At 66.5% G+C, this 20,854-nt stretch carries 26 protein-coding genes; 12 read left to right on the top strand and 14 right to left on the bottom strand.

Going from position 1 to position 20,854, the window contains the following annotated elements; all coding sequences use genetic code 11:
• The first annotated feature begins 23 nt into the window (after positions 1-23).
• Positions 24-506: a hypothetical protein gene (locus JAO74_RS05535; RefSeq protein ID WP_199035925.1), complete on the top strand. Its 483-nt coding sequence runs from the start codon at positions 24-26 to the stop codon at positions 504-506.
• A 195-nt stretch (positions 507-701) separates the two neighbouring features.
• Here the strand turns inward: JAO74_RS05535 and JAO74_RS05530 are convergent, their stop codons facing one another.
• Positions 702-2,072, bottom strand: a complete 1,371-nt coding sequence (locus JAO74_RS05530; protein WP_199035924.1) for a leucyl aminopeptidase family protein — start codon at positions 2,070-2,072, stop codon at positions 702-704.
• The gene (locus JAO74_RS05525) at positions 2,069-3,475 is read right to left on the bottom strand and encodes a serine hydrolase domain-containing protein (RefSeq protein ID WP_199035923.1); all 1,407 of its coding nucleotides are present in this window, start codon (positions 3,473-3,475) and stop codon (positions 2,069-2,071) included. Before JAO74_RS05525 ends, JAO74_RS05530 begins: the two co-directional genes overlap by 4 nt.
• Positions 3,476-3,613: 138 nt before the next feature.
• On the opposite strand from JAO74_RS05525, the gene JAO74_RS05520 reads away from it, so the two are divergent.
• Positions 3,614-3,760, top strand: a complete 147-nt coding sequence (locus JAO74_RS05520; RefSeq protein ID WP_156460630.1) for a lmo0937 family membrane protein — start codon at positions 3,614-3,616, stop codon at positions 3,758-3,760.
• Positions 3,761-3,767: 7 nt separating this feature from the next.
• On the opposite strand, the gene rimO is transcribed toward JAO74_RS05520, so the two are convergent.
• Positions 3,768-5,105: a 30S ribosomal protein S12 methylthiotransferase RimO gene (gene rimO / locus JAO74_RS05515; RefSeq protein ID WP_199035922.1), complete on the bottom strand. Its 1,338-nt coding sequence runs from the start codon at positions 5,103-5,105 to the stop codon at positions 3,768-3,770.
• A gap of 70 nt (positions 5,106-5,175) precedes the next feature.
• Between rimO and JAO74_RS05510 the strand changes: the two genes are divergently transcribed.
• Together JAO74_RS05510 and JAO74_RS05505 are read left to right on the top strand one after the other, a co-directional pair.
• Positions 5,176-6,261 (top strand): anhydro-N-acetylmuramic acid kinase, encoded by a 1,086-nt coding sequence (locus JAO74_RS05510; protein ID WP_199035921.1) that lies wholly within the window; start codon positions 5,176-5,178, stop codon positions 6,259-6,261.
• A gap of 92 nt (positions 6,262-6,353) precedes the next feature.
• Positions 6,354-6,497, top strand: coding sequence for a hypothetical protein (locus JAO74_RS05505; protein WP_199035919.1), 144 nt, complete (start codon positions 6,354-6,356; stop codon positions 6,495-6,497).
• Positions 6,498-6,524: 27 nt separating this feature from the next.
• Here the strand turns inward: JAO74_RS05505 and JAO74_RS05500 are convergent, their stop codons facing one another.
• The 4 genes from JAO74_RS05500 to JAO74_RS05485 are packed head-to-tail and all read right to left on the bottom strand — an operon-like array spanning position 6,525 to position 9,127.
• Positions 6,525-6,815 (bottom strand): hypothetical protein, encoded by a 291-nt coding sequence (locus JAO74_RS05500; protein ID WP_199035916.1) that lies wholly within the window; start codon positions 6,813-6,815, stop codon positions 6,525-6,527.
• A gap of 52 nt (positions 6,816-6,867) precedes the next feature.
• On the bottom strand, positions 6,868-8,046 hold the full coding sequence (locus JAO74_RS05495) for a vWA domain-containing protein (RefSeq protein WP_199035914.1): 1,179 nt from the start codon (positions 8,044-8,046) through the stop codon (positions 6,868-6,870).
• A gap of 9 nt (positions 8,047-8,055) precedes the next feature.
• Positions 8,056-8,610 (bottom strand): CHAP domain-containing protein, encoded by a 555-nt coding sequence (locus JAO74_RS05490; protein WP_199035913.1) that lies wholly within the window; start codon positions 8,608-8,610, stop codon positions 8,056-8,058.
• Between the two features lie 46 nt (positions 8,611-8,656).
• Complete coding sequence (locus JAO74_RS05485) at positions 8,657-9,127, bottom strand: hypothetical protein (protein WP_199035911.1); 471 nt, start codon at positions 9,125-9,127, stop codon at positions 8,657-8,659.
• Between the two features lie 56 nt (positions 9,128-9,183).
• On the opposite strand from JAO74_RS05485, the gene JAO74_RS05480 reads away from it, so the two are divergent.
• The gene (locus JAO74_RS05480) at positions 9,184-9,357 is read left to right on the top strand and encodes a hypothetical protein (protein ID WP_199035909.1); all 174 of its coding nucleotides are present in this window, start codon (positions 9,184-9,186) and stop codon (positions 9,355-9,357) included.
• A 96-nt stretch (positions 9,358-9,453) separates the two neighbouring features.
• On the opposite strand, the gene rplI is transcribed toward JAO74_RS05480, so the two are convergent.
• From rplI to rpsF, 3 genes are read right to left on the bottom strand one after another with little or no spacing between them, the layout of a single operon-like run.
• Complete coding sequence (gene rplI / locus JAO74_RS05475; RefSeq protein WP_199035907.1) at positions 9,454-10,041, bottom strand: 50S ribosomal protein L9; 588 nt, start codon at positions 10,039-10,041, stop codon at positions 9,454-9,456.
• An 11-nt stretch (positions 10,042-10,052) separates the two neighbouring features.
• Complete coding sequence (gene rpsR, locus JAO74_RS05470; protein WP_007403456.1) at positions 10,053-10,277, bottom strand: 30S ribosomal protein S18; 225 nt, start codon at positions 10,275-10,277, stop codon at positions 10,053-10,055.
• A complete protein-coding gene (gene rpsF / locus JAO74_RS05465) occupies positions 10,277-10,729 on the bottom strand; it encodes a 30S ribosomal protein S6 (RefSeq protein ID WP_199035905.1) in 453 nt (150 codons plus the stop codon). The genes rpsR and rpsF overlap by 1 nt, the downstream gene beginning before the upstream one ends.
• Before the next feature lie 231 nt (positions 10,730-10,960).
• Here rpsF and fabD point away from each other — a divergent pair, with 231 nt between their 5' ends.
• From fabD to JAO74_RS05430, 7 genes are all read left to right on the top strand, one after another.
• Positions 10,961-11,920, top strand: coding sequence for an ACP S-malonyltransferase (fabD, locus tag JAO74_RS05460; RefSeq protein ID WP_199035903.1), 960 nt, complete (start codon positions 10,961-10,963; stop codon positions 11,918-11,920).
• 52 nt (positions 11,921-11,972) lie between these two features.
• Positions 11,973-12,404, top strand: coding sequence for a GxxExxY protein (locus JAO74_RS05455; protein WP_199035901.1), 432 nt, complete (start codon positions 11,973-11,975; stop codon positions 12,402-12,404).
• Between the two features lie 4 nt (positions 12,405-12,408).
• A complete protein-coding gene (gene fabG / locus JAO74_RS05450) occupies positions 12,409-13,149 on the top strand; it encodes a 3-oxoacyl-[acyl-carrier-protein] reductase (protein WP_199035899.1) in 741 nt (246 codons plus the stop codon).
• An 89-nt stretch (positions 13,150-13,238) separates the two neighbouring features.
• On the top strand, positions 13,239-13,475 hold the full coding sequence (locus JAO74_RS05445; protein WP_056525888.1) for an acyl carrier protein: 237 nt from the start codon (positions 13,239-13,241) through the stop codon (positions 13,473-13,475).
• Positions 13,476-13,618: 143 nt separating this feature from the next.
• The gene (gene fabF, locus JAO74_RS05440) at positions 13,619-14,878 is read left to right on the top strand and encodes a beta-ketoacyl-ACP synthase II (RefSeq protein ID WP_199035897.1); all 1,260 of its coding nucleotides are present in this window, start codon (positions 13,619-13,621) and stop codon (positions 14,876-14,878) included.
• 7 nt (positions 14,879-14,885) lie between these two features.
• Entirely contained in the window at positions 14,886-15,851 is a 966-nt protein-coding gene (gene mltG / locus JAO74_RS05435) for an endolytic transglycosylase MltG (RefSeq protein ID WP_199035895.1), read from the top strand.
• Positions 15,852-15,978: 127 nt separating this feature from the next.
• Entirely contained in the window at positions 15,979-16,458 is a 480-nt protein-coding gene (locus JAO74_RS05430) for an RcnB family protein (protein ID WP_199035893.1), read from the top strand.
• A 42-nt stretch (positions 16,459-16,500) separates the two neighbouring features.
• Here the strand turns inward: JAO74_RS05430 and eda are convergent, their stop codons facing one another.
• From eda to pgl, 4 genes are all read right to left on the bottom strand, one after another.
• Complete coding sequence (gene eda, locus JAO74_RS05425) at positions 16,501-17,106, bottom strand: bifunctional 4-hydroxy-2-oxoglutarate aldolase/2-dehydro-3-deoxy-phosphogluconate aldolase (protein WP_199035891.1); 606 nt, start codon at positions 17,104-17,106, stop codon at positions 16,501-16,503.
• Positions 17,103-18,083 carry a glucokinase gene (gene glk, locus JAO74_RS05420; protein WP_199035889.1) on the bottom strand — a complete coding sequence of 327 codons (981 nt, stop codon included), beginning with the start codon at positions 18,081-18,083 and terminating at the stop codon, positions 17,103-17,105. Before glk ends, eda begins: the two co-directional genes overlap by 4 nt.
• Positions 18,084-18,231: 148 nt before the next feature.
• Complete coding sequence (edd, locus tag JAO74_RS05415; protein ID WP_233150684.1) at positions 18,232-20,046, bottom strand: phosphogluconate dehydratase; 1,815 nt, start codon at positions 20,044-20,046, stop codon at positions 18,232-18,234.
• Entirely contained in the window at positions 20,046-20,750 is a 705-nt protein-coding gene (pgl, locus tag JAO74_RS05410) for a 6-phosphogluconolactonase (protein WP_199035887.1), read from the bottom strand. Before pgl ends, edd begins: the two co-directional genes overlap by 1 nt.
• Between the last annotated feature and the right edge of the window lie 104 nt (positions 20,751-20,854).

Here is a 20,854-nt window from a genome sequence, read left to right as displayed (position 1 = left end):
GATATTCTTTCCGGGAGTGAAGAATGACGGTGAACAAGATGATGGCGGCGGCCGGTGTGGCCGCCGCCCTGATGGTCGCGGCCTGTTCGGGTGGCGCGACGGACGAGGGGGCGGCCGAAAATCATTCGGTGTCGCTGCGCAACCTGACCGAAAGCGAAGTGGCGACGGAGGCTGGCGAGCGCGAGTTCCGCCTGAAGGGTACGCTGATCCCGACCCCGTCGGACACACGGTCGAAGCATTTCCTGTTGCGGGAGCGGCGGGCGATCGGCGGCAACACGATCGCGATGCTGCGCGAGGAGCGCGGCAACAGGATCGCCTATGCGCGGACCGAGGTGGATTGCGCCAAACGGCTGTTCCACGTGCTCGCGGTTGGCCCGTCGCGGGTCAGCGTCGAGGTCGGCAATTCCGCCGAGGGGCCGCTGCGGCCGATCGCCGGCCTGCCGCTGCGCGAGGAGCTGGCGACCTATATCTGCCAGCGATCGGGCACGCCGCTCGCGCCTGCGTAATTCAAGCACATCCGTTCGTGCCGAGTAGAGACCGAGTAGCTCCGCAGGGGCGTATCGAGGGTTTGTATCGAGGCACCGCTTCGCGCGACAACCTGTCCCTCGATATGGGTCCCTTCGACTGCCTGCTAAGGCAGGCGCTCAGGACAGGCTTCGACTTCGCTCAGCCCCTACTCGGGACGAACGGAGGAGATCAGATCAACCAGCATAGCGGCGCTTGAGCACGGCGAAAGACGTGCGCAGGGCATAGGCGTCTCCGCCCTTCGGCCGGCCCGGCTTCGCGGTCGGCCGCCAGGCGAAGACGTCCATGTGCGCCCAGGCGATATCCTTCGGCACGAACCGGCGCAGGAACAGCGCGGCGGTGATCGCGCCGGCAAAGCCGCCATCGGGGGCGTTGACCATGTCGGCGATGTCGGATTTCAACATCTCGTCATACGCGTCCCACAGCGGCAATCGCCACAGCGGGTCGGCGGCGGCGGTGCCGGCGGCGAGCAGGTCGGTGGCGAGGGCGTCGTCGTCGGTGAACAGCGGCGGCAGATCGGGACCGAGTGCCACGCGTGCCGCGCCGGTCAGCGTGGCGTAATCGAGGATCAGTTCGGGCTTTTCCTCGGCCGCGCGGGTCAGGGCGTCGGCCAGGATCAGGCGACCCTCCGCATCGGTGTTGGTGTTCTCGACCGTCAGCCCCTTGCGGCTGCGCAGCACGTCGCCGGGGCGGAAGGCATCGCCCGCAATGGCGTTCTCCACCGCCGGGATCAGCAGATGGAGCCGGATCGGCAATCGCGCCGCCATCACCAGATCGGCCAGCGCCAGCGCATGTGCCGCGCCGCCCATGTCCTTCTTCATCAACCGCATGCCGGACGACGGCTTGATGTCGAGGCCGCCGGTATCGAAGCACACGCCCTTGCCGACCAGCGCGACGCGCGGTGCGCCGGGGGTGCCCCAGGTGAGTTCGATCAGCCGCGGCGCCCGGTCGCGCGATGCCGCCCGGCCGACCGCATGGATCAGCGGATAACCCTGTTCCAGCTCGTCGCCGCGCCGCACCGTAACGGTCGCGCCGTGACGGCGGGCCAGCGCCTCGGCGGAGGCCTCCAGCTCGGCGGGGCCGAGATCGCCAGCCCCGGTGTTGACGAGATCGCGGACCCATGCCGTCGCCTCGGCCAGTCGCAGCGTTTCCGCCAGCGATGCGGCATCGCGGGTCAGCAGGATGCGGGGATCGGTGCGGTCGGGCTTGCGATATCGATCGAAACTGTACTGGCCGAGCAGCCAGCCTAGTTCGCCGCCCTCATGCCCGTCGACCCGGTACGTGCCGCCGGGCAGTTGCTCGGCCAGCTTCGCCAGGGCCCATGGCGTGTCGTTGTCGATCGCGGCGACGACGTGCCAGCCGTCGCCTTCGTCGGGTACGATCGCATGGCTGCCCGCCTTGCCCCTGAACCGCTGCGCCGCCAGCGTCGCGCGGACGCGGGACGACTGGGTGGCGAGCCAGGTGTCGTGCGCGGCCGGGGCGATCACCTCGATCGGATGGGCGGACTGGCCCCGGTCGGGCAGGAGCAGGGTGTCGAAGCGGTTCATTGGGCGGGACTCACGAGAAATTGTTCGAAACGATGCCGGCCGTCCGGCTCCGCGAAGGTCGAGAGGGAGAGCGTGCGCCCGCCGATCGTCACGCGATAGGCGCGGCCGACGAAACCACCGCGCAGCCGGCCGCCACCCTCCGCAACGAACGCGCCGGGCTCGCCGAGCGAACCGAGGCTGCGCGCGTAGTCGGCGAGCGCGACGGGCGTGAAATAGTAGTTGGCGTTGTCGGTCAGCAGTGTCCGATCCAGTCGGTTCGCGCGTAATTGATCGAACACGATGCGCGCACGGGTCAGGGCGGCGGCGTCTTCGGTGGCATCGGCGGATGCGGGTGGTGGCGGCAGGACGATGTCGGCGATGCCGGCGGCGATTCGGCTCTGCGCATCGGCGAACCAGGCGTTGGTCAGCACGACGACCGCGGCCTTGTCATCGGGATAGACGATGTTCTGCGACAGGAAGCCCACCGCCTCGCCGCCATGCTCGATCACGCGACGGCCGCCGCGGTCGCGGGCGATGACGCCCAGACCGTAGGAGGTCGAGCGACCATCGGTGAGCGTCACCGGCGTTTCCTGAGCGACCCAGTCGTCGGCGGGCAGCAGCGTGCGGTTCAGCCGGGCGATATCCCATCGGGCGAGATCCTCCGCCGACATCGACAGTTCGCCGGCGGCGTAGAGCCAGCCCGACGCCGCCGGGGTTTCCACGCGGACGGGGCCGAGCGCGAACCGCTTGTAGCCTTGCGGGAACCCGGCGCCGACCGCCTTGTCCTGATCGACCGCGCGGATGCCGAGCGGGCGGAAGACACGGGCCTGCAGGAATTCGAGCAGCGGCATCCCCGCGACTTTCTCGACGATCAGGCCGGCGACGACATAGCCGGTGTTCGAATATTGCCACTGCGTACCGGGTGCGAAATCGAGCGGCTTGCGCGCCCAGCGGTCGAGGATCTGCTGCGGCGTCACCGGGCTAGCCATCGCCCGGAAGCTGTAATCCTGCGGCCAGTAATCCTGCAGGCCGGCGGTGTGGCTGAGCAACTGGCGGATCGTGATGCGATCGCCATCGGTGATGCCGGGGACGTAGTGGCCGATCGGGTCGTCGAGGCGCAGTTTGCCATCGTCCTCCAGCAGCAACAGCGCCGCCGCCGTGAACTGTTTCGAAATCGATGCGATCTGATAGGGCTGGTGGGGGTCGGCGACGGTGCGGCCCTCCGCCTGTTTTCCGTAAGCCCTGGCCAGCACGACGCGGCCGCCGCGCACGACCGCGATCGACGCCGATGGCACGCCGGTATCGGCCAGCGCGGCGGAGACCACCTTATCGATCCGCGCGGTTTCGGTCGCGGTCAGGACCTGGGCAAGCAGGGGAGCGGGGGTCGCCAGCGCGATGACGGCGAACAGGGGACGCAGGAACATGGCGGCGATCCAAGCAGATGCCCGGTGCCGGTGCAACCGGCGGAACCATCGCGGCACCGTCAGTGTTCGTTACGCACCCGTAAGCGGATCGGCAGGCCGGCCTACGGGCATCGCAATCTGCCCCAAGGAGCGTATCAGATGCTTTGGACCATCGCCGTCATCCTGCTGATCCTCTGGCTGCTCGGCTTCACCTTCCACATCGCGGGCGGATTGATCCACATCCTGCTGGTCGTGGCGCTGATCGTCGGGTTGATCCAGCTCTTCACCGGCCGCCGCGTGGTGTAGCGACCGGTCAGGCGCCGACGGGCACGCCGTACAGGTCGTGCTCGTCCGCGTCCTCGATCGCGACCGGCACGATATCGCCGACCGTGACGTGCCCGGCATCGCGCAGGAACACCTCGCCGTCGATCTCCGGCGCGTCGGCATAGGAACGGCCCGTTGCGCCGCCCTCGTCATCGACTGCATCGATGATGACGTCGAACGTCCGGCCGATCTTGGCGGCGAGCTTGGCGGCGCTGATCGCGGCGGTCTTAGCCATGATCCGCTGATATCGCTCTTCCTTCAACTCCTCCGGCACATGGTCGGGCAGCAGGTTCGCGGCGGCACCCTCGACGGGTTCGAAGCGGAACGCACCGACGCGGTCGAGTTGCGCCTCGTCCAGCCAGTCGAGCAGATACTGGAAATCCGCCTCCGTCTCACCGGGAAAGCCGACGACGAAGGTCGACCGGATGGCGATATCGGGACAGATGTCGCGCCACGCATGGATACGGCTGAGCACCTTGGCGTCGTTGCCGGGGCGCTTCATCCGCTTCAGCACCGATGGCGCCGCATGCTGGAACGGGATGTCGAGATAGGGGAGCACCAGTCCCTCGGCCATCAGCGGGATGACGTTGTCGACGTGCGGATACGGATAGACGTAATGCAGCCGCACCCATGGTGCGATCCGGCCGAGTTCGCGGGCCAGATCGGTCATGTGCGCTCTGACTTCTCCGCCACTCTTCAGCGGCCAGGAGGCATGGCGCAGGTCGAGCCCGTAAGCCGACGTATCCTGGCTGATGACCAGCAGTTCCTTCGTCCCCGCCGCGACCAGCTTCTCCGCTTCACGCAGGATCGCATCGGGGCGACGGCTGACGAGATCGCCCCGCAAGCTGGGGATGATGCAGAACGAGCAGCGGTGGTTGCAGCCCTCCGAAATCTTCAGATAGCTGTAATGGCGCGGGGTCAGTTTCAACCCGGCATCCGGAATCAGGTCGATATAAGGCGATAGGCTGGCGGGCGCGGCGGCGTGGACGGCCTCGACCACCTGTTCATATTGATGCGCGCCGGTAACGGCCAGCACCTGCGGGAAGCGGGCGCGGATCGTTTCCGCCTCCTTGCCCATGCAGCCGGTGACGATGACGCGGCCGTTTTCGGCAATCGCCTCGCCGATGGCTTCGAGACTTTCTTCCTTTGCCGAATCGAGAAAACCGCACGTGTTGACCAGCACGACGTCGGCGCCGGCATAGTCGGGCGACATCTGGTAACCGTCGGCGCGCAGTTGCGTCAGGATGCGTTCGCTGTCGACGAGGTTCTTCGGACAGCCAAGCGACACCATGCCGACGCGCGGCGGGGAGGGGAGTTTCGTTGCCATGGGATGCCTGCCACATAATGCGGGACGAGCCGATTTGCCAGCACCGTCCTTTTATGCTCGGAACGGAGGCATGCTTGCCATCGGCCTCATGTCTGGAACATCGCTCGACGGCATCGATGCCGCGCTCATCGACACCGACGGCGAAGGGGCGGTGCGCCCGGTCGCGTTCTGGGGCGAACCCTATACCGACGATGCCCGCGCGCAACTGGCCGAGGCGACGCGGATCGCGCTGACCTATGACCGGCCGCGCGTCAGCCCGCCGCTGGTCGAGGCGTCCGATCTCATCACGCGCACGCATGCGATGGTGGTGCACAAGCTGCTTCGTCATGCCGGCGTGGCGGCGGAGGAGGTCGGCGTCATCGGTTTCCATGGCCAGACCGTCGCGCATCGACCCGATCGCGGCTGGACGTGGCAGATCGGCGACGGCGCGGCGCTGGCGGCGGCGTGCGCGATCACGACGGTCGCCGATTTCCGGTCGGCGGATGTCGCGGCGGGCGGGCAGGGCGCGCCGTTGCTGCCGATCTATCACGCGGCACTGGTCGGTGCGCTGGAGAAGCCGGTCGCAGTGCTGAACCTCGGCGGCGTCGGCAATGTCACGTTCGTCGGCGAAGATGGCGAACTGGTCGCCTTCGACACCGGACCGGCCAATGGCCTGATCGACGACTGGATCGGCGAATATAGCGGCGCGCGGTACGATGCCGACGGCGCGCTGGCGGCAAGCGGGCGGGTGGACGAGGCGGTGCTGACCGCGATGCTCGATCATCCCTATTTCGATGCGCCTGCCCCCAAATCGCTCGATCGCAGCGATTTCACGATCCAGCCCGCGCGTGGTCTGTCGCCAGCCGACGGCGCGGCGACGCTGACCGCGTTTACAGCCGAGACGGTGGCGCTGGCGCTGCATCATCTGCCCGCGCGACCCCGGCGCCTGTTCGTGGTCGGCGGCGGGCGGCGCAACCCGACGATGCTGAGGATGATCGCGGATCGTTGTGGATTGTCAGCCGAGCCGGCCGACCCGCTGGGGTGGAACGGGGATGGCGTGGAGGCGGAAGGATTCGCCTATATGGCGGTCAGAACGCTGAAGAATCTGCCGATCAGCTTCCCCGGCACCACCGGCGTCGGCGCTGCCATGGCGGGCGGTGTCGTCCACCGCATTTGAGGGGCGCCCAGTCGCGATCGGCCGCGTTTACCATCGACTAACGAGTCGATGCGTATAACATGGATCAAACGACGCTTCGGGAGGGCTGAATCGTGGAATCCGACTATCGCTATTATGCCCGCCGCGTGGTGATCGAACGAGCCGCCGCCGAACGCGCACTGACCGCCGAGGCCCGTGAGCGACGCCTACGCCTCGTCGAGAGCTATACGCGCAAGCTGGAAGCGCTGGCGGGCTGAACCCGCCGGCTGCTTCAACGACCCCCTTCAGCGACCCGGCGTGATCGTGAACGGCTGGTCGGGCCGATCGGCATCCGCTGATTTATTACTACCCAGATCTGTACGGCCGACCAGCGGCGCGGGGCAACCGTTCATCGTCCGATGCAGCGCCTTGATCTCCGTCGCGTTGGGCATCGAGGCGAGCGGGCCTGAATGCATTTTGGCGGCGATGGGGGCGGTACACCGGGCCGGTGTGGCCTTCGGCGTGACGACCGGTTTTTCGGCGGCGAGGGCAGGCGCAAGGGGTAGCATGATGGCGGCGGCGGCGATCAGGCGCATCGATCTTCTCCCATAGACTCCGCCATCATATCAAAAGTCCGGTCGGTCGCCATCAGCGTTTGCGACCGAGTTCGCGCATCGCCGCATCCAGACCCGCCAGGGTCAGCGGGTACATCCGGTCCGCCATCAGCGACCGGATCATGCCGACCGACGCGGTGTAATTCCATTGTTCGCGCGGCAGCGGGTTGAGCCACGCTGCGGCCGGATAGGTGGTGGTCAGGCGTTGCAGCCATACCGTGCCCGATTCGTCGTTCAGATGTTCGACCGACCCGTGCGGGTGACTGATCTCGTACGGGCTCATCGACGCATCGCCGACGAAGACCAGTTTATAGTCATGGCCGTATTTATGCAGGACGTCCCAGGTCGGCGTCCGCTCGGCGAAGCGGCGGCGATTGTCCTTCCATACGCCCTCGTACGGGCAATTATGGAAGTAGAAGAATTCGAGATTTTTGAACTCCGCCGTCGCCGCAGAGAACAACTCCTCGCACAGCGTGACGAACGGGTCCATCGATCCGCCGACATCGAGGAACAGCAACAGCTTCACGGCATTGCGCCGCTCCGGCCGCATCTGCACGTCCAGCCATCCCTGCCGGGCGGTGCCGGCGATCGTGCCGTCGATGTCGAGTTCGTCCGCCGCTCCTTCGCGGGCGAAACGGCGCAGACGGCGGAGCGCCACCTTGATGTTGCGCGTGCCCAGTTCGCGGGTGGTGTCGAGATTGCGGAACTCGCGCCGGTCCCACACCTTGATCGCGCGGCCTTCTTTCGATTCGCCGCCGATCCGCACGCCTTCGGGGTTGTAGCCGCCATTGCCGAACGGGCTGGTGCCGCCGGTGCCGATCCACTTGCTGCCGCCCTGATGCCGGCCTTGCTGCTCCGCCAGCCGCTGGCGCAGCGTGTCCATGATCTCGTCCCACGACCCCAGCGATTGCAGCTTCGCGCGTTCCTCCGCGCTCAGATAGCGTTCGGCGATGGCTTCCAGCCAGTCGGCGGGGATATCCGCATTGCCCGGGTCAGCCGGCGTGATGACCCCGCGAAACACCTGTGCGAAGACCTGATCGAACCGGTCGAGCAGCCCCTCGTCCTTCACATAGGTGGCGCGGGCGAGATAATAGAATTCCTCGGCGCTGCGATCGATGACCTCGCCGTCCAGCGCCTCCAGCAGGACCAGATGCTCCTTTGGCCCGGCGGGAATGCCTGCCGCGCGCAGGGCGTCGAGGAAATTCAGGAACATCGATGCCGGTCAGCGCATGCCCGCATCGGGAACATAGGCATCGATCAACGCCGCGACGTCGTCCGGGTGACGGCCGGTCAGTTCCGCCGCCGACCGGCCGGTGGCATAGACGAAGCCCTTCACCGGATAGATGCCGCCGCCCAGCCCGTCATTGTCGCGGTACCAGACCTTCACGTCGGACCAGTCGTTGGCGGGCGACACGTCGTATAGAGTCACGTCCTGTTCGGCATGGCCGCGCTCGCCATTCTGCCGCGACCAGTTGGCGTGGGTGAGCATCACCACCCGCTTCTCGACGACGCGGCTGACGACGGCGACATGACCCATCGGCAGGCGGCTGGTCTTGGCGAACACGATGACCGCACCGACGCGCGGAACATGGCCACGGGGGTAGCGGCCGTCCGCCTGTTCCCACCAGGTCCAGGCATCGCCGTAGATCTGGATGCCCGACGCGGCGCGCGCGAACGGCACGCACTGGCCGACATAATCGAGCAGCGACGCCGCCTGCACGCCGCCCGTCGTCGCAAGGGCGACCAGAGCGGCAGCGACTCGGAGCGGGCGGAACATCGGCGATACTATATCCCAGGCGGCCCGGATCGAAAGGCGTCCGATCTCATGCATATTCGTGCGAGATATCCTGCTTCACTCCGGACAGCGCCACGACCCGGTCGCCGTTGCAGACCGGCATGGCCGAAAGCCGCATCCACCGCATCGCGCCACCGACCGGTTGCAACTCGACATCGAGCGTGAAGCCGCGCCGATGCCGGATCGCATGCGCCCGCAACCGTTCCATCGCCGCACGCGAGCCCTCACGGTACAGCGTCAGCGACGCCGGCCGGCAGGCAACGACGCCGCGGGGGAAGCCCATGACGTCGTACACCGCCGGCGACCATTCCAGCACATCGTGGCGGAGGTCGTAGGTCCACATCCCGATCCCGCGATCGGCGAACCATTGCTGCTCCCGCGGATCGGCGGATGCGGCAGGTGTCGCTTTCCAGGTATGGACCCAGCCGAGATCGAACCGCTGCCCGGCCTCGATCAGCGGCCAGCTGTGATGGAGCGCCAGCGGCTCGGTCGCTTTCATGTGGTCGGTGTCCGGCGGTGCATGGGGAAGCGTAACCCCGCGCACCTTAACAATCGATGCCCGACATGATCGCCGTCGTTCATCGCCGGGAAACCTTTCAGCCCTCGCCGCATTATTCCGGGCAAGACCAGCCATTCGTCATCCGGTGGATCATGAAGCAGATTCTTCCCGTCTTTCTCGCCCTCATCCCGCTGGCCGCCGTCATCGGCGCGTGCGTGACATGCCCATGATGGCGGACTGACATTCCCCTGAAATCGGCGACCAAAAGAAAAGGCCGCCCGGATCGCTCCGGACGGCCTTTTCTATCGGTCGATGGCGTGGGGCGATCAGCCCTGCGCAGGCTCGTCCTGGACTTCGGCCGTCGCGCCGGGTTCGGCGTTCGGGTCGTAATCCTCGGTGAAGCCGGCTTCGTCGCGCTCGAACATCGATGCCATGACATCGACGCCCTGCGACTGCATCTCGGCTTCCTCGGGCGAACGGGCGACGTTGACCTTGACGGACACCGACACCTCGGGGTGCAGTGCGACCTTCACGGTGTACACGCCGATCGACTTGATCGGCTTGTCCAGCACGATCGCCGACTTCGCCACCTTGTGGCCATCGGCCTCCAGCGCTTCGATCAGATCGCGGACCGCGACCGAACCGTATAGCTGGCCGGTGTTCGATGCCTGACGGATCAGCGTGACCGATGCGTCCTTGAAGCTCTGCGCCTCGGTCTCGGCTTCGCCGCGACGGTTGGCATTGTCGCTTTCGATGCGCGCGCGGTTGGCCTCGAAGACCTTCCGGTTGGCTTCGTTGGCGCGCAGTGCCTTCTTGTTCGGCAGCAGGAAGTTACGGGCGAAACCGTCCTTTACCTTCACCACGTCGCCGATGGCGCCGAGCTTCTCGACGCGCTCAAGCAGAATGACGTCCATGTGTCCGTTCCTTACTTAACGACGTAGGGCAGCAGGCCCAGGTGACGGGCGCGCTTGATGGCCTGGGCCAGTTCGCGCTGCTTCTTCGCGCTTACCGAAGTGATGCGCGACGGCACGATCTTGCCACGCTCGGACACGAAGCCCTGCAGCAACCGGACGTCCTTGTAATCGATCCGGGGGGCATCCTTGGCCGAAAACGGGCAGGACTTACGACGGCGGAAAAACGGGCGAGCCATTATGCGGCCTCCTCTTGTGCGTCACGACGGGGTGCGCGCTCGGGACGATCGCCACGCGGGCCACCATCACGGTCGCCGCGCGAGCCACGGTCGCCGCCTTCGCGGTCGCCACGACGCTCACGATCGCGCTCCTGCTTGCGCATCATCGCGGACGGACCTTCCTCCAGCTCGTCGACCTTGACGGTCATGAAGCGGATGACGTCTTCGTTGATCTGGGTCTGGCGTTCCAGCTCGGCGACGACACCGGCGGGGGCGTCGATTTCGAGCATCACGTAATGCGCCTTGCGGTTCTTGGCGATGCGATATGCCAGGCTGCGCAGGCCCCAGGTCTCGGTCTTGACGACCTTGCCCTGATTGTCGGTGACGATCTTGGTAGCGGCTTCCGCCAGTGCGTCCACCTGCGCTTGTGCCAGATCCTGGCGCGCAAGGAACACGTGCTCGTATAGAGCCATGTCTTACCTTCTATGTTGGCCGATCGCTGACGCCGCCCCATGCGGTCGCCCCTCCGGCTGTCTTCGTACGTCAACGGGGCGGCCAGACACATGCCTGCCACCCCGAGCCGCGCCTCATACGCGCTTCCACCCGAAAGGCAAGGCGGCCGGCGTGATCGGGGCGCGATCAGGTTGCCTGTTGCGACGGCCGTCCGTAAGGGCGCGGCCTCAATTGATCCTAAGGAGAGGCCGATGCGTGCGTTCATCTTTCCCGGCCAGGGCAGCCAGGCGGTCGGCATGGGCAAGGCGCTGGCCGATGCCAGCCCCGCCGCGCGCGAGGTGTTCGGCGAGGTCGACGAGGCGCTGGGCCAGCACCTGTTCCGGCTGATGGCCGAGGGGCCGGCGGACGATTTGTTGCTGACCGAGAATGCGCAGCCGGCGATCATGGCGAACGCCATCGCGACGCTGCGCGTGCTGGAGCGGGAAGGCGGCATCCGGCTGGCCGACAAGGCTGATTATGTCGCCGGCCATTCGCTCGGCGAATATACCGCGCTGTGTGCGGCGCAGTCGTTCGATCTGCGCACCACCGCGCGCCTGCTGAAACTGCGCGGCCGCGCGATGCAGGCGGCGGTGCCGGTTGGCGAGGGGGCGATGGCGGCGCTGCTGGGCGCCGATCTCGACAAGGCGCAGACGATCGCCGGCGCGGCGGTCGACGCGATTGCGGCGGAGGGCGGGGGCGAGCTGGTCTGCACCGTCGCCAACGACAATGATCCGTCGCAGGTCGTGATCTCCGGCCACCGGGTCGCCGTCGAGCGGGCGGTGGCGCTGGCCAAGGAGCTGGGCGCCAAGCGGGCGGTTCTGTTGCCGGTGTCGGCGCCGTTCCACTGCCCGTTGATGGCGGATGCGGCGACGGCGATGGACGATGCGCTGGTCGATGTGACGCTGAACGCGCCGCTGGTGCCGCTCTATTGCAACGTCGACGCCGTCGCGATCGCCGACCCCGGCACCATCCGCGCCGCGCTCGTCGCGCAGGTGACGGGCATGGTCCGCTGGCGCGAATCGGTGCTGGCGATGGCGGCGGCGGGCGTGACCGAGTTCGTGGAGTTCGGTGGCAAGGTGCTGAGTCCCATGGTCAAGCGCATCGCGCCCGATGTGGAGGCGATCAGCGTCACGTCCATGGACGACATCGAGGCGCTGCTGAAACGACTGTAGAAAACAGGATGTTTCGCGCAGAGGCGCAGAGAACGCGGAGGAAGAGAAGGTCTTGAAGGATATCGATGCAATCAGTGGCGACCTGCTTGATGTTGCCCTGCGATTGCATCGCGATCTGGGTTCTGGCCTGTTGGAAAGTGTTTATGAAGCGGTTCTCGCAGCCCGTCTGGGTCGGATGGGCTATGGAGTCGAGCGGCAGAAGCCTGTGGACATCGAGTTCGAGGGATTGCGGATTCAAGGCGCTTTTCGGATCGATCTGCTTATCGATGGTCGACTTGTCGTGGAGATCAAATCGATCGAACGGCTTTTGCCCGTCCACGCCAAGCAACTTCTGACATATCTTCGCCTGACCCGGCAGCCCGTCGGGCTGTTAATAAACTTCGGTGGCGAAACACTGAAAGAAGGCGTGCGACGCTTGGTCAATAACCACCGCCCCTCAGCGTCCTCCGCGCCTCTGCGCGAACAAAATCAGACAGGAGACTAAACCGATGTTCGATCTTTCAGGCATGACCGCCCTCGTCACCGGTGCGTCCGGCGGTATCGGTTCCGCGATCGCGCGGGGGTTGGCGGCGCAGGGGGCGCGGCTGGCGGTGTCGGGGTCCAATGAGGCCAGGCTGGAGGAATTCCGGGCCTCGCTGGGCGGCGCGGACCATGTCGCGTTGCCCTGCAACCTGTCCGATCCCGCTGCCGTCGATGCGCTGGTGCCGCAGGCGGTGGCCGCGCTCGGGCGGCTCGATATCCTCGTCAACAATGCCGGCGTCACCCGCGACAATCTGGCGATGCGGATGAAGGACGAGGAGTGGGACACGGTCATCCGCGTCAATCTGGAGGCGGCGTTCCGGCTGATGCGGGCCGCGGCCAAGCCGATGATAAAGGCGCGGTTCGGGCGGATGATCTCGATCACCTCGGTCGTCGGGCAGACCGGCAATCCGGGGCAGGCGAACTATGCCGCGTCGAAGGCGGGTCTGGTCGGCCTGTCGAAGGCGATGGGACAGGAACTCGCCAGCCGCGGCATCACCGTCAATTGCGTCGCCCCCGGCTTCATCCGTTCGGCAATGACAGACGTGCTGCCCGAGGCGCAGAAAACCGCGCTCACGGGCCGTATCCCGGCAGGCGATCTGGGCACGGGCGAGGACATCGCCGCCGCCGTCGTCTACCTCGCCAGCCGCGAGGCCGGGTACGTCACCGGTCAGACGCTGCACGTGAATGGCGGCATGGCGATGGTTTGATGCGCCGGACGGGGCACTTGCCACGGCACCAGCCCCGTTCTAGGTGCGTTCAGGAAATACCAATCTCTGCAGAACGAAGAGGGACTACCATGAGCGAGACCGCCGACCGCGTGAAGAAGATCGTCGTCGAGCATCTCGGCGTAGAGGCCGAAAAGGTGACCGAGGAAGCGAGCTTCATCGATGACCTTGGTGCGGACAGCCTCGATATCGTCGAACTCGTAATGGCGTTCGAAGAGGAATTCGGCGTCGAGATCCCTGACGATGCCGCCGAGAAGATCACGACCGTCAAGGACGCGATCACCTATATCGACGAGCACAAGGCCTAAGGATCGGGCCTGAGGCATTCGTCCTCACGGTACTGGTCGTAAGGTACTGATTGCCCCACCCTTCGGGGTACGGGTTCCGAACGGCTCCCCGTCCCGCTGAGAGGGCGGGGGGCCGTTTTGTTATGATGGAATGGAGAGTGGGTATGCGGCGTGTCGTCGTGACCGGTTTGGGTCTCGTGACGCCGCTCGGCGCTGATGTCGAGACGGCCTGGGCGAACATTCTGGCGGGGAAGTCGGGAGCGGGGCCGATCACCCGTTTCGACGCGTCCGATCAGGTGTGTCGCATCGCCTGCGAGGTGAAGCCCGCTACCCATGAATATGGCTTCGATCCGGGCAAGCGCGTGGACCACAAGGTGCAGCGTCAGGTCGATCCCTTCATCATCTATGGCATCGATGCCGCCGGACAGGCGTTGGAAGATGCCGGGCTGACCGACATGACGGTCGAGGAAAGCTGGCGCGCCGGTTGTTCGATCGGATCGGGTATCGGCGGCCTGCCGGGGATCGAGAGCGAATCGATCGTGCTGCATACGAAGGGGCCGCGCCGCGTGTCGCCGCACTTCGTGCATGGCCGCCTCATCAACCTGATTTCGGGTCAGGTTTCGATCAAATACGGCCTGCGCGGACCGAACCATGCGGTCGTCACCGCCTGCTCGACGGGCGCGCACGCGATCGGCGATGCCGCGCGGATGATCGCGATGGACGATGCCGATGTGATGCTGGCGGGTGGCGCGGAGGGCACGGTATGCCCGCTGGGCATCGCCGGCTTCGCACAGGCACGCGCGCTGTCGACCGGTTTCAACGACACCCCGGAAAAGGCGTCGCGTCCTTATGACAAGGATCGCGACGGCTTCGTGATGGGCGAAGGCGCCGGCATCGTCGTGCTGGAAGAATATGAGCATGCCAAGGCACGCGGCGCGAAGATCTATGCCGAGGTGATCGGGTACGGCCTGTCGGGCGACGCCTATCATGTCACCGCGCCGCATCCGGAGGGCGATGGCGCGTTCCGGTCGATGCAGATGGCGTTGAAGAAGGCGGGGCTTGAGCCGTCCGATATCGATTACATCAACGCGCATGGCACCTCGACACCGATGGGCGACGAGCTGGAACTGGGCGCGGTGCGGCGGTTGTTCGGCGATGCGATGCAGACCGTGTCGATGTCGTCGACCAAGTCGGCGATCGGCCATTTGCTGGGCGGCGCGGGGGCGGTCGAATCGATCTTCTGCATCCTCGCGCTGCGCGACCAGATCGTGCCGCCGACGCTGAATCTCGACAATCCGAGCGATAGCTGCGTCGGCGTCGATCTCGTCCCCCATGTCGCCAAGAAGCGTCAGGTGCGCGCGGTGTTGAACAATTCGTTCGGTTTCGGCGGCACCAACGCGTCGCTGGTGATGCGGTCGATCTGACCGGCCGATGCGCAAATTAGGCTGTCTTGTCCTCCTGATCGCGCTGGTGGCGATCGGCGCGTTGGTCGCGACCAACATGTGGGCAGGAACCGGCCCCGCCGCCAGGCCGGTGTCGGTGGTGGTGCCGGAAGGTGCCAGCCTCGGCCGGGCGGCGACCGAACTGGAACAGGCGGGCGCGATCCGCTCCGCCTCGCGGTTCCGCCTGCTGGCCCGCGTGTTCGGCGGCGGGGGATCGATCAAGGCGGGCGAATACGAGATTCCCGCCGGCGCGAGCCAGAAGGACGTGCTGGCGCTGCTCGAAGAGGGCAAGGTCCGGCAGCGACTGGTCGCGGTGCCGGAAGGGTATCCATCGGTGTCGGTCCATGATGCGGTGATGCGCGCCGATGGTCTGACCGGCACGGTGGCGGTGCCGCGCGAGGGATCGATCCTGCCCGACAGCTATGCCTATCAGCGCGGCGATACGCGTGCGCAACTGGTGGCGCGGATGCAAAAGGCGATGAGCGATTATCTCGCCGCTGCCTGGGCGAAGCGGAAGCCGAACATCGCCGTCTCGACGCCCGAACAGGCGATCGTGCTGGCATCGATCGTCGAGAAGGAAACCGGCAAGCCCGCCGAACGGCGCACCGTCGCGGCGGTGTATGGCAATCGCTTGCGGATGGGCATGCCGTTGCAGGCGGACCCGACGGTGATCTATCCGATCACGAAGGGGCGACCGCTCGGCCGCCGCATCCTGCGGTCGGAACTGCACGCGAAGAACGGCTACAATACCTATGCCAGCCCCGGCCTGCCGGTCGGGCCGATCGCCAATCCGGGGCGGGCGTCGATCGATGCGGTGCTGAACCCGGCGGATAGTCAGGCGCTGTATTTCGTGGCGGATGGCACCGGCGGCCATGTGTTCGCGAATACGCTGCCCGAACACAACGCCAATGTGGCGAAGTGGTACGCGATCCGGCGGTCGCGCGGCGAGATGTAACCTGTCCGGATCGGGCCGCTACCTTTCCACTGCCTGACCGGCGTGGTCTGATCCCGTTCAGTGATCGGGGTCCATATCCATGGTCATGCCGGCCCATCGGCCGGCACGATGCACAGGAGTTGGATCGATGAAGCATATCATTCTGGCCGCCATGAGCGCCGCCATGCTGATCCCCGTTGCCGCCAGCGCGCAGAGTTATGGCGAGGTTCGCCGCGATCAGCGTGAATTGCGCGAGGATCGACGCGACCTGAACCGCGCGATCCGGCGTGGCGATCGCGGCGATATCCGCGATGCGCGACAGGAGTTGCGTGAGGATCGCCGCGAAATGCGCGAGGACTGGCGGGATTATCGCCGCAGCCATGCCGACGTCTATCGCCGGCCGATCTATCGCGGCCCGGCGGGCTATCGCTATCGCCCGGTGAATGTCGGCTATCGGTTCGCGCCGGGTTATTATGGCCGCGATTACTGGGTCAACGACTATCGTCGTTATCGACTGGCCACGCCCCGTTATGGCTATCAGCGCTGGGTCCGATACGGCAATGACGTCGTGCTGGTGGACACCCGGTCGGGCCAAGTCGTGCAGGTCTATAACCGCTTCTTCTACTGAAGCGGTGTCCGGTCCGGGAGCGATCCCGGACCGGTTCGTCGATCAACCGCGCAGCGCCGCCGCGGCGCGTGCCTTTGCCTCGACCTCGGCCATCGTGCCGCCCGTCACCCAGCTGCCGCCGACGCATTCGACCGGCTCGACCGCCAGCCAGTCGGGTGCGCTCGCTTCGGTGATGCCGCCGGTGGGGCAGAAGCGGCACTGGTAGAATGGCGCGGCCAGCGCCTTCAGCGCCTTGATCCCGCCGCTGGTCTCCGCCGGGAAGAACTTGAAGTTAGTCAGGCCCATGTCCAGCCCGCGCATGATGTCGCCTGCCGTCGCGACGCCCGGCAGGAACGGCACGCCGGAACGCACGATCACCTCGCCCAGACCCTGCGACAGGCCCGGCGAGACGATGAATTCGGCACCGGCGGCCATGACCTGTTCGAACTGCTCGGTCGACACCACCGTGCCGGCGCCGACGATCGCGCCCGGCACCTTCTTCATCTCCGCCATCGCATCGAGCGCGGCGGGGGTGCGCATCGTCACCTCCAGCACGCGCAGGCCGCCGGCGACCAGCGCCTCGGCCAGCGGGCGGGCGGTGGCGGCGTCGTCGATCACCAGCACGGGGATGACGGCGCTGGTGCGCATGATGGTGAGTATATCGGTCATGAGGCGGTCCTTTGATGTTCCTGGGCGAAGGCGGCGGCGGCGCCGAACAGGCCCGGCTGGGGATGGGTGATGAGTTTGACGGGGATCTTCGACATCATCGACTGAAAGCGGCCCTTGGCCACGAAGCGCTGATCGAAGCCCGATCGCAGCAGCTTGTCCTTGATCCGCAAGCCAAGGCCGCCGGCAATCACGACCGCCTTCGCGCCATGCGCCAGCGCGAGATCGCCCGCCACCGATCCGAGCGCGAGGCAGAACCGGTCGAGCGCGGCGAGCGCGATCGAATCGGTGCCGTCCAGCGCCTCCGCCCAGATCGTCTTGTCGTCGCGGCTGGGGACGGCGCGCCCCTCCATCTCGGCAAGCGTTTCATAGATCGCGATGATGCCGGGGCCGGCGACTACGCGCTCGGCGGAAACGCGCGTGAACGTCTTGCGCAGGCGGCGGACGAACGTATCCTCGATCCCGTCGAGCGGTGCATAGTCCATGTGCCCGCCCTCGGTAGACAGGACGTGGTATTCGCCGTCGTGCTTGAACACCTGTGCCACGCCCAGACCCGTGCCGGGGCCGCAGACGGTGGTGACGCCCTCGGTCGGCAGGCCGGCTTCCTCCGGCCCGCACAGATGCTCGAAATCGGCCGACGGCAACTGCGCGACGGCATGGCCGACCGCGCCGAAATCGTTGATGATCGTATAGGTCTCGGCGTTCAGCCTTTCCGGGATCAGCGACGGGCGGATGACCCAGGGATTGTTGGTCAGCCGGATGACGTCGCCCGTAATCGGCGAGGCGACCGAGATCGCTGCCGCGCGGGGCAGCGGGCCGTCATGCGCGGCCTCGAACGCCTGCCACGCGGTCTGCAGCGAGGCGTGCTCGGCGGTCTTCTGGGTCATGACCGGCCCCAGCGACACGACGCGGCGGTTCTCCACCTCCGCGATCGCGAAGCGGGCATGGGTTCCCCCGATATCGACGGCGACGACCTGCATCTTTACTCCCTCTCCCCTTCAGGGGAGAGGGCAGGGGAGAGGGGGAATCCACCCACTTCGCCGCACTGCCCCTCTCCCCGGCCCTCTCCCCTGGCAGGGTCCCACGAAAGTAATACTTTCGTGGGCGCCCGTCGGGGAGAGGGAGTTTTTATAGACCCGCGCCGGCCAACACCGCCGACGCGCCTTTTTCCGCCTCGTCCGCCAAGCTGCGGAACATGCCGAACAGTTCACGGCCCATGCCGGTGGCGGCGGGCGGCGCGACGGCCAGCGGGCGGGCGGCCCATTCGGCGGCATCGACCAGCGCATCGACCGTCCCGGCTACTGCATCGACGCGGATCCGGTCGCCGTCACGGATTTTGCCGATCGCGCCGTCCAGCAACGCCTCGGGCGAGCAATGGATCGCGCACGGCACCTTGCCGCTGGCACCAGACATCCGGCCGTCCGTGACCAGCGCGACCTTGAACCCGCGGTTCTGGAGCACGCCCAGCGGCGGCGTCAGCTTGTGCAGTTCGGGCATGCCGTTGGCGCGGGGACCCTGAAAACGGACGACGACGACGACGTCCTGTTCCAGCTCGCCCGCCTTGAACGCTTCCAGCACGTCGAGCTGGTCGTTGAATACCCGCGCGGGCGCCTCGACGACCCAGCGTTCCTTGTCCACCGCCGACACCTTGATGCAGGCGCGGCCGATATTGCCCTGAAGGATGCGCATGCCGCCATCCGCCGAAAAGGGCGCGGCGGGCGAGCGCAGGATCGTCTCGTCACCGCTGACGCCGGGATCGGCCCAGGCGAGCGTCTCGCCATCCATCATCGGCTTCTCGCCGAACGACGCCATGCCGCCGGGCGACACGGTCATCAGGTCGGCATGCAGATGACCGCTGCCAATCAATTCACGGATGACATAGGGCATGCCGCCCGCCGCCTCGAACGCGTTCACATCGGCCGATCCATTGGGATAGACGCGCGCGATCAGCGGCACCGCCGCCGACAATCGGTCGAAATCTTCCCAGTCGATGATGACGCCCGCCGCCCGCGCGATGGCGGGGACGTGGAGCAGGTGATTGGTCGATCCGCCCGTCGCGAGCAGGCCGACCGCTGCGTTGACGATCGCCTTTTCATCGACGCACCAGCCTAGCGGGCGGTAATCGTCGCCGCGTGCGCCGATCTCGGTCAGCCGGTGGACGGCGGCGCGGGTCAGTTCCTGGCGCAATTTCGTGCCCGGATTGACGAAGGCGGAGCCGGGCATGTGGAGGCCCATCACCTCCATCATCATCTGGTTGGTATTGGCGGTGCCGAAGAAAGTGCACGTGCCCTTGCCGTGATAGGCCTGGATTTCCGCGTCCAGCAGTTCCTCGCGGCTGGCATCGCCAACCGCATAGCGTTCGCGCACCGCCGCCTTCGCCTTGTTGGGCAGGCCGGTGGGCATCGGCCCGCCGGGGATCAGGATCGTCGGCAGATGCCCGAAACGCAGCGCGCCCATCAACAGACCCGGCACGATCTTGTCGCAGATGCCGAGCAGCGCCGCCCCCTCGAACGTACCATGGCTCAGCGCCACCGCCGTCGACAGCGCGATGGTGTCGCGGCTGAACAGCGACAATTCCATGCCGGGATAGCCCTGCGTCACGCCGTCGCACATCGCCGGCACGCCGCCCGCGACCTGCGCGGTCGCGCCGGCCTCGCGTGCCCAGACCTTCATCTGTTCGGGGTAGCGATAATAGACCGCATGCGCCGACAGCATGTCGTTGTACGACGTCACGATGCCGATGTTCATGCCGCGGTCGGCCTTCATCGCCTCGCGATCCTCGTCCGTGCCGGCATAGGCATGGGCGAGGTTCGCGCAGCCGAGGTTCGGACGACGGATGCCGTTCTCCCGCTCGCGGTCGATCAGGTCGAGATAGGCGCGCCGGGTGGACCGCGATCGCTCGACGATCCGGTCGGTAACGGCGGCAACCGCGGCATTCAGCATTATTCGCTCCAGTGGATATCGACGGGCAGTTCGACGTCGGCGAGGACGCGGCCGATGGGGTAGGGGGAGGACGGGCCCTCCGAGATCGCCTGTTCCAGCACCTTGCGCTTGTCGGCGCCGGTGACGACGATCATCAGCGCGCGGGCCGATGCGATCGATGCGCGCGACAGGGTGACACGGGCGACGGGCGCCTCGGGTGGCAGCGGATCGGGCATGACGCCCAGTGCGCGGCGTTCCCTGGGGCCATTCAGCGCCTCGTCCAGATCGGGACCGGGAAAGATCGACGCGGTATGGCCATCGCCACCCATGCCGAGAAGGCAGAAATCCAGCGGCCAGTGCAGGTCCTGCATCAGTGCGTCGGCAGAGCCGCCGGCCGCCTTGTAATCCGGCGTCGCTTCCGGAACGATCGGCATCACCCGCGCGCCCTTGGGCAGGAAGATCTTGGCCAGCGCGGTGACGTTCGACAGGGGATCGCCCAGCTTCACCACCCGTTCGTCCGTGGGGATGATCGTGACCTTCTTCCAGTCCAGCTTGGCCTTGGCCAGATGCTCATAGGCGGGGAAGGGCGTCTTGCCGCCAGCCAGTGCGATCACGGCCGATCCACGCGCGTCCAGCGCGCTTTCGATCACGAACTGGATATCGCCGGCGACGGCTTTGGCCAGTTCGGCCGCATCGTCATAATCCCACCATTCGATCTCGGTCATGCATTCTCTCCAGCGGGGACGGTACGTCATCCCGCAACATTCGGTAAGCCCGGCATCCGGGCGGCATACGTATTAGGTGGCGGCGTAGCGGACACGCCTATAGC

The sequence above is a fragment of the Sphingomonas mollis genome (genome assembly GCF_016427505.1).
In the GTDB taxonomy this organism is placed as follows: Bacteria; Pseudomonadota; Alphaproteobacteria; order Sphingomonadales; family Sphingomonadaceae; genus Sphingomonas; species Sphingomonas mollis.
This window is presented reverse-complemented; position numbering and strand designations above follow the sequence as displayed.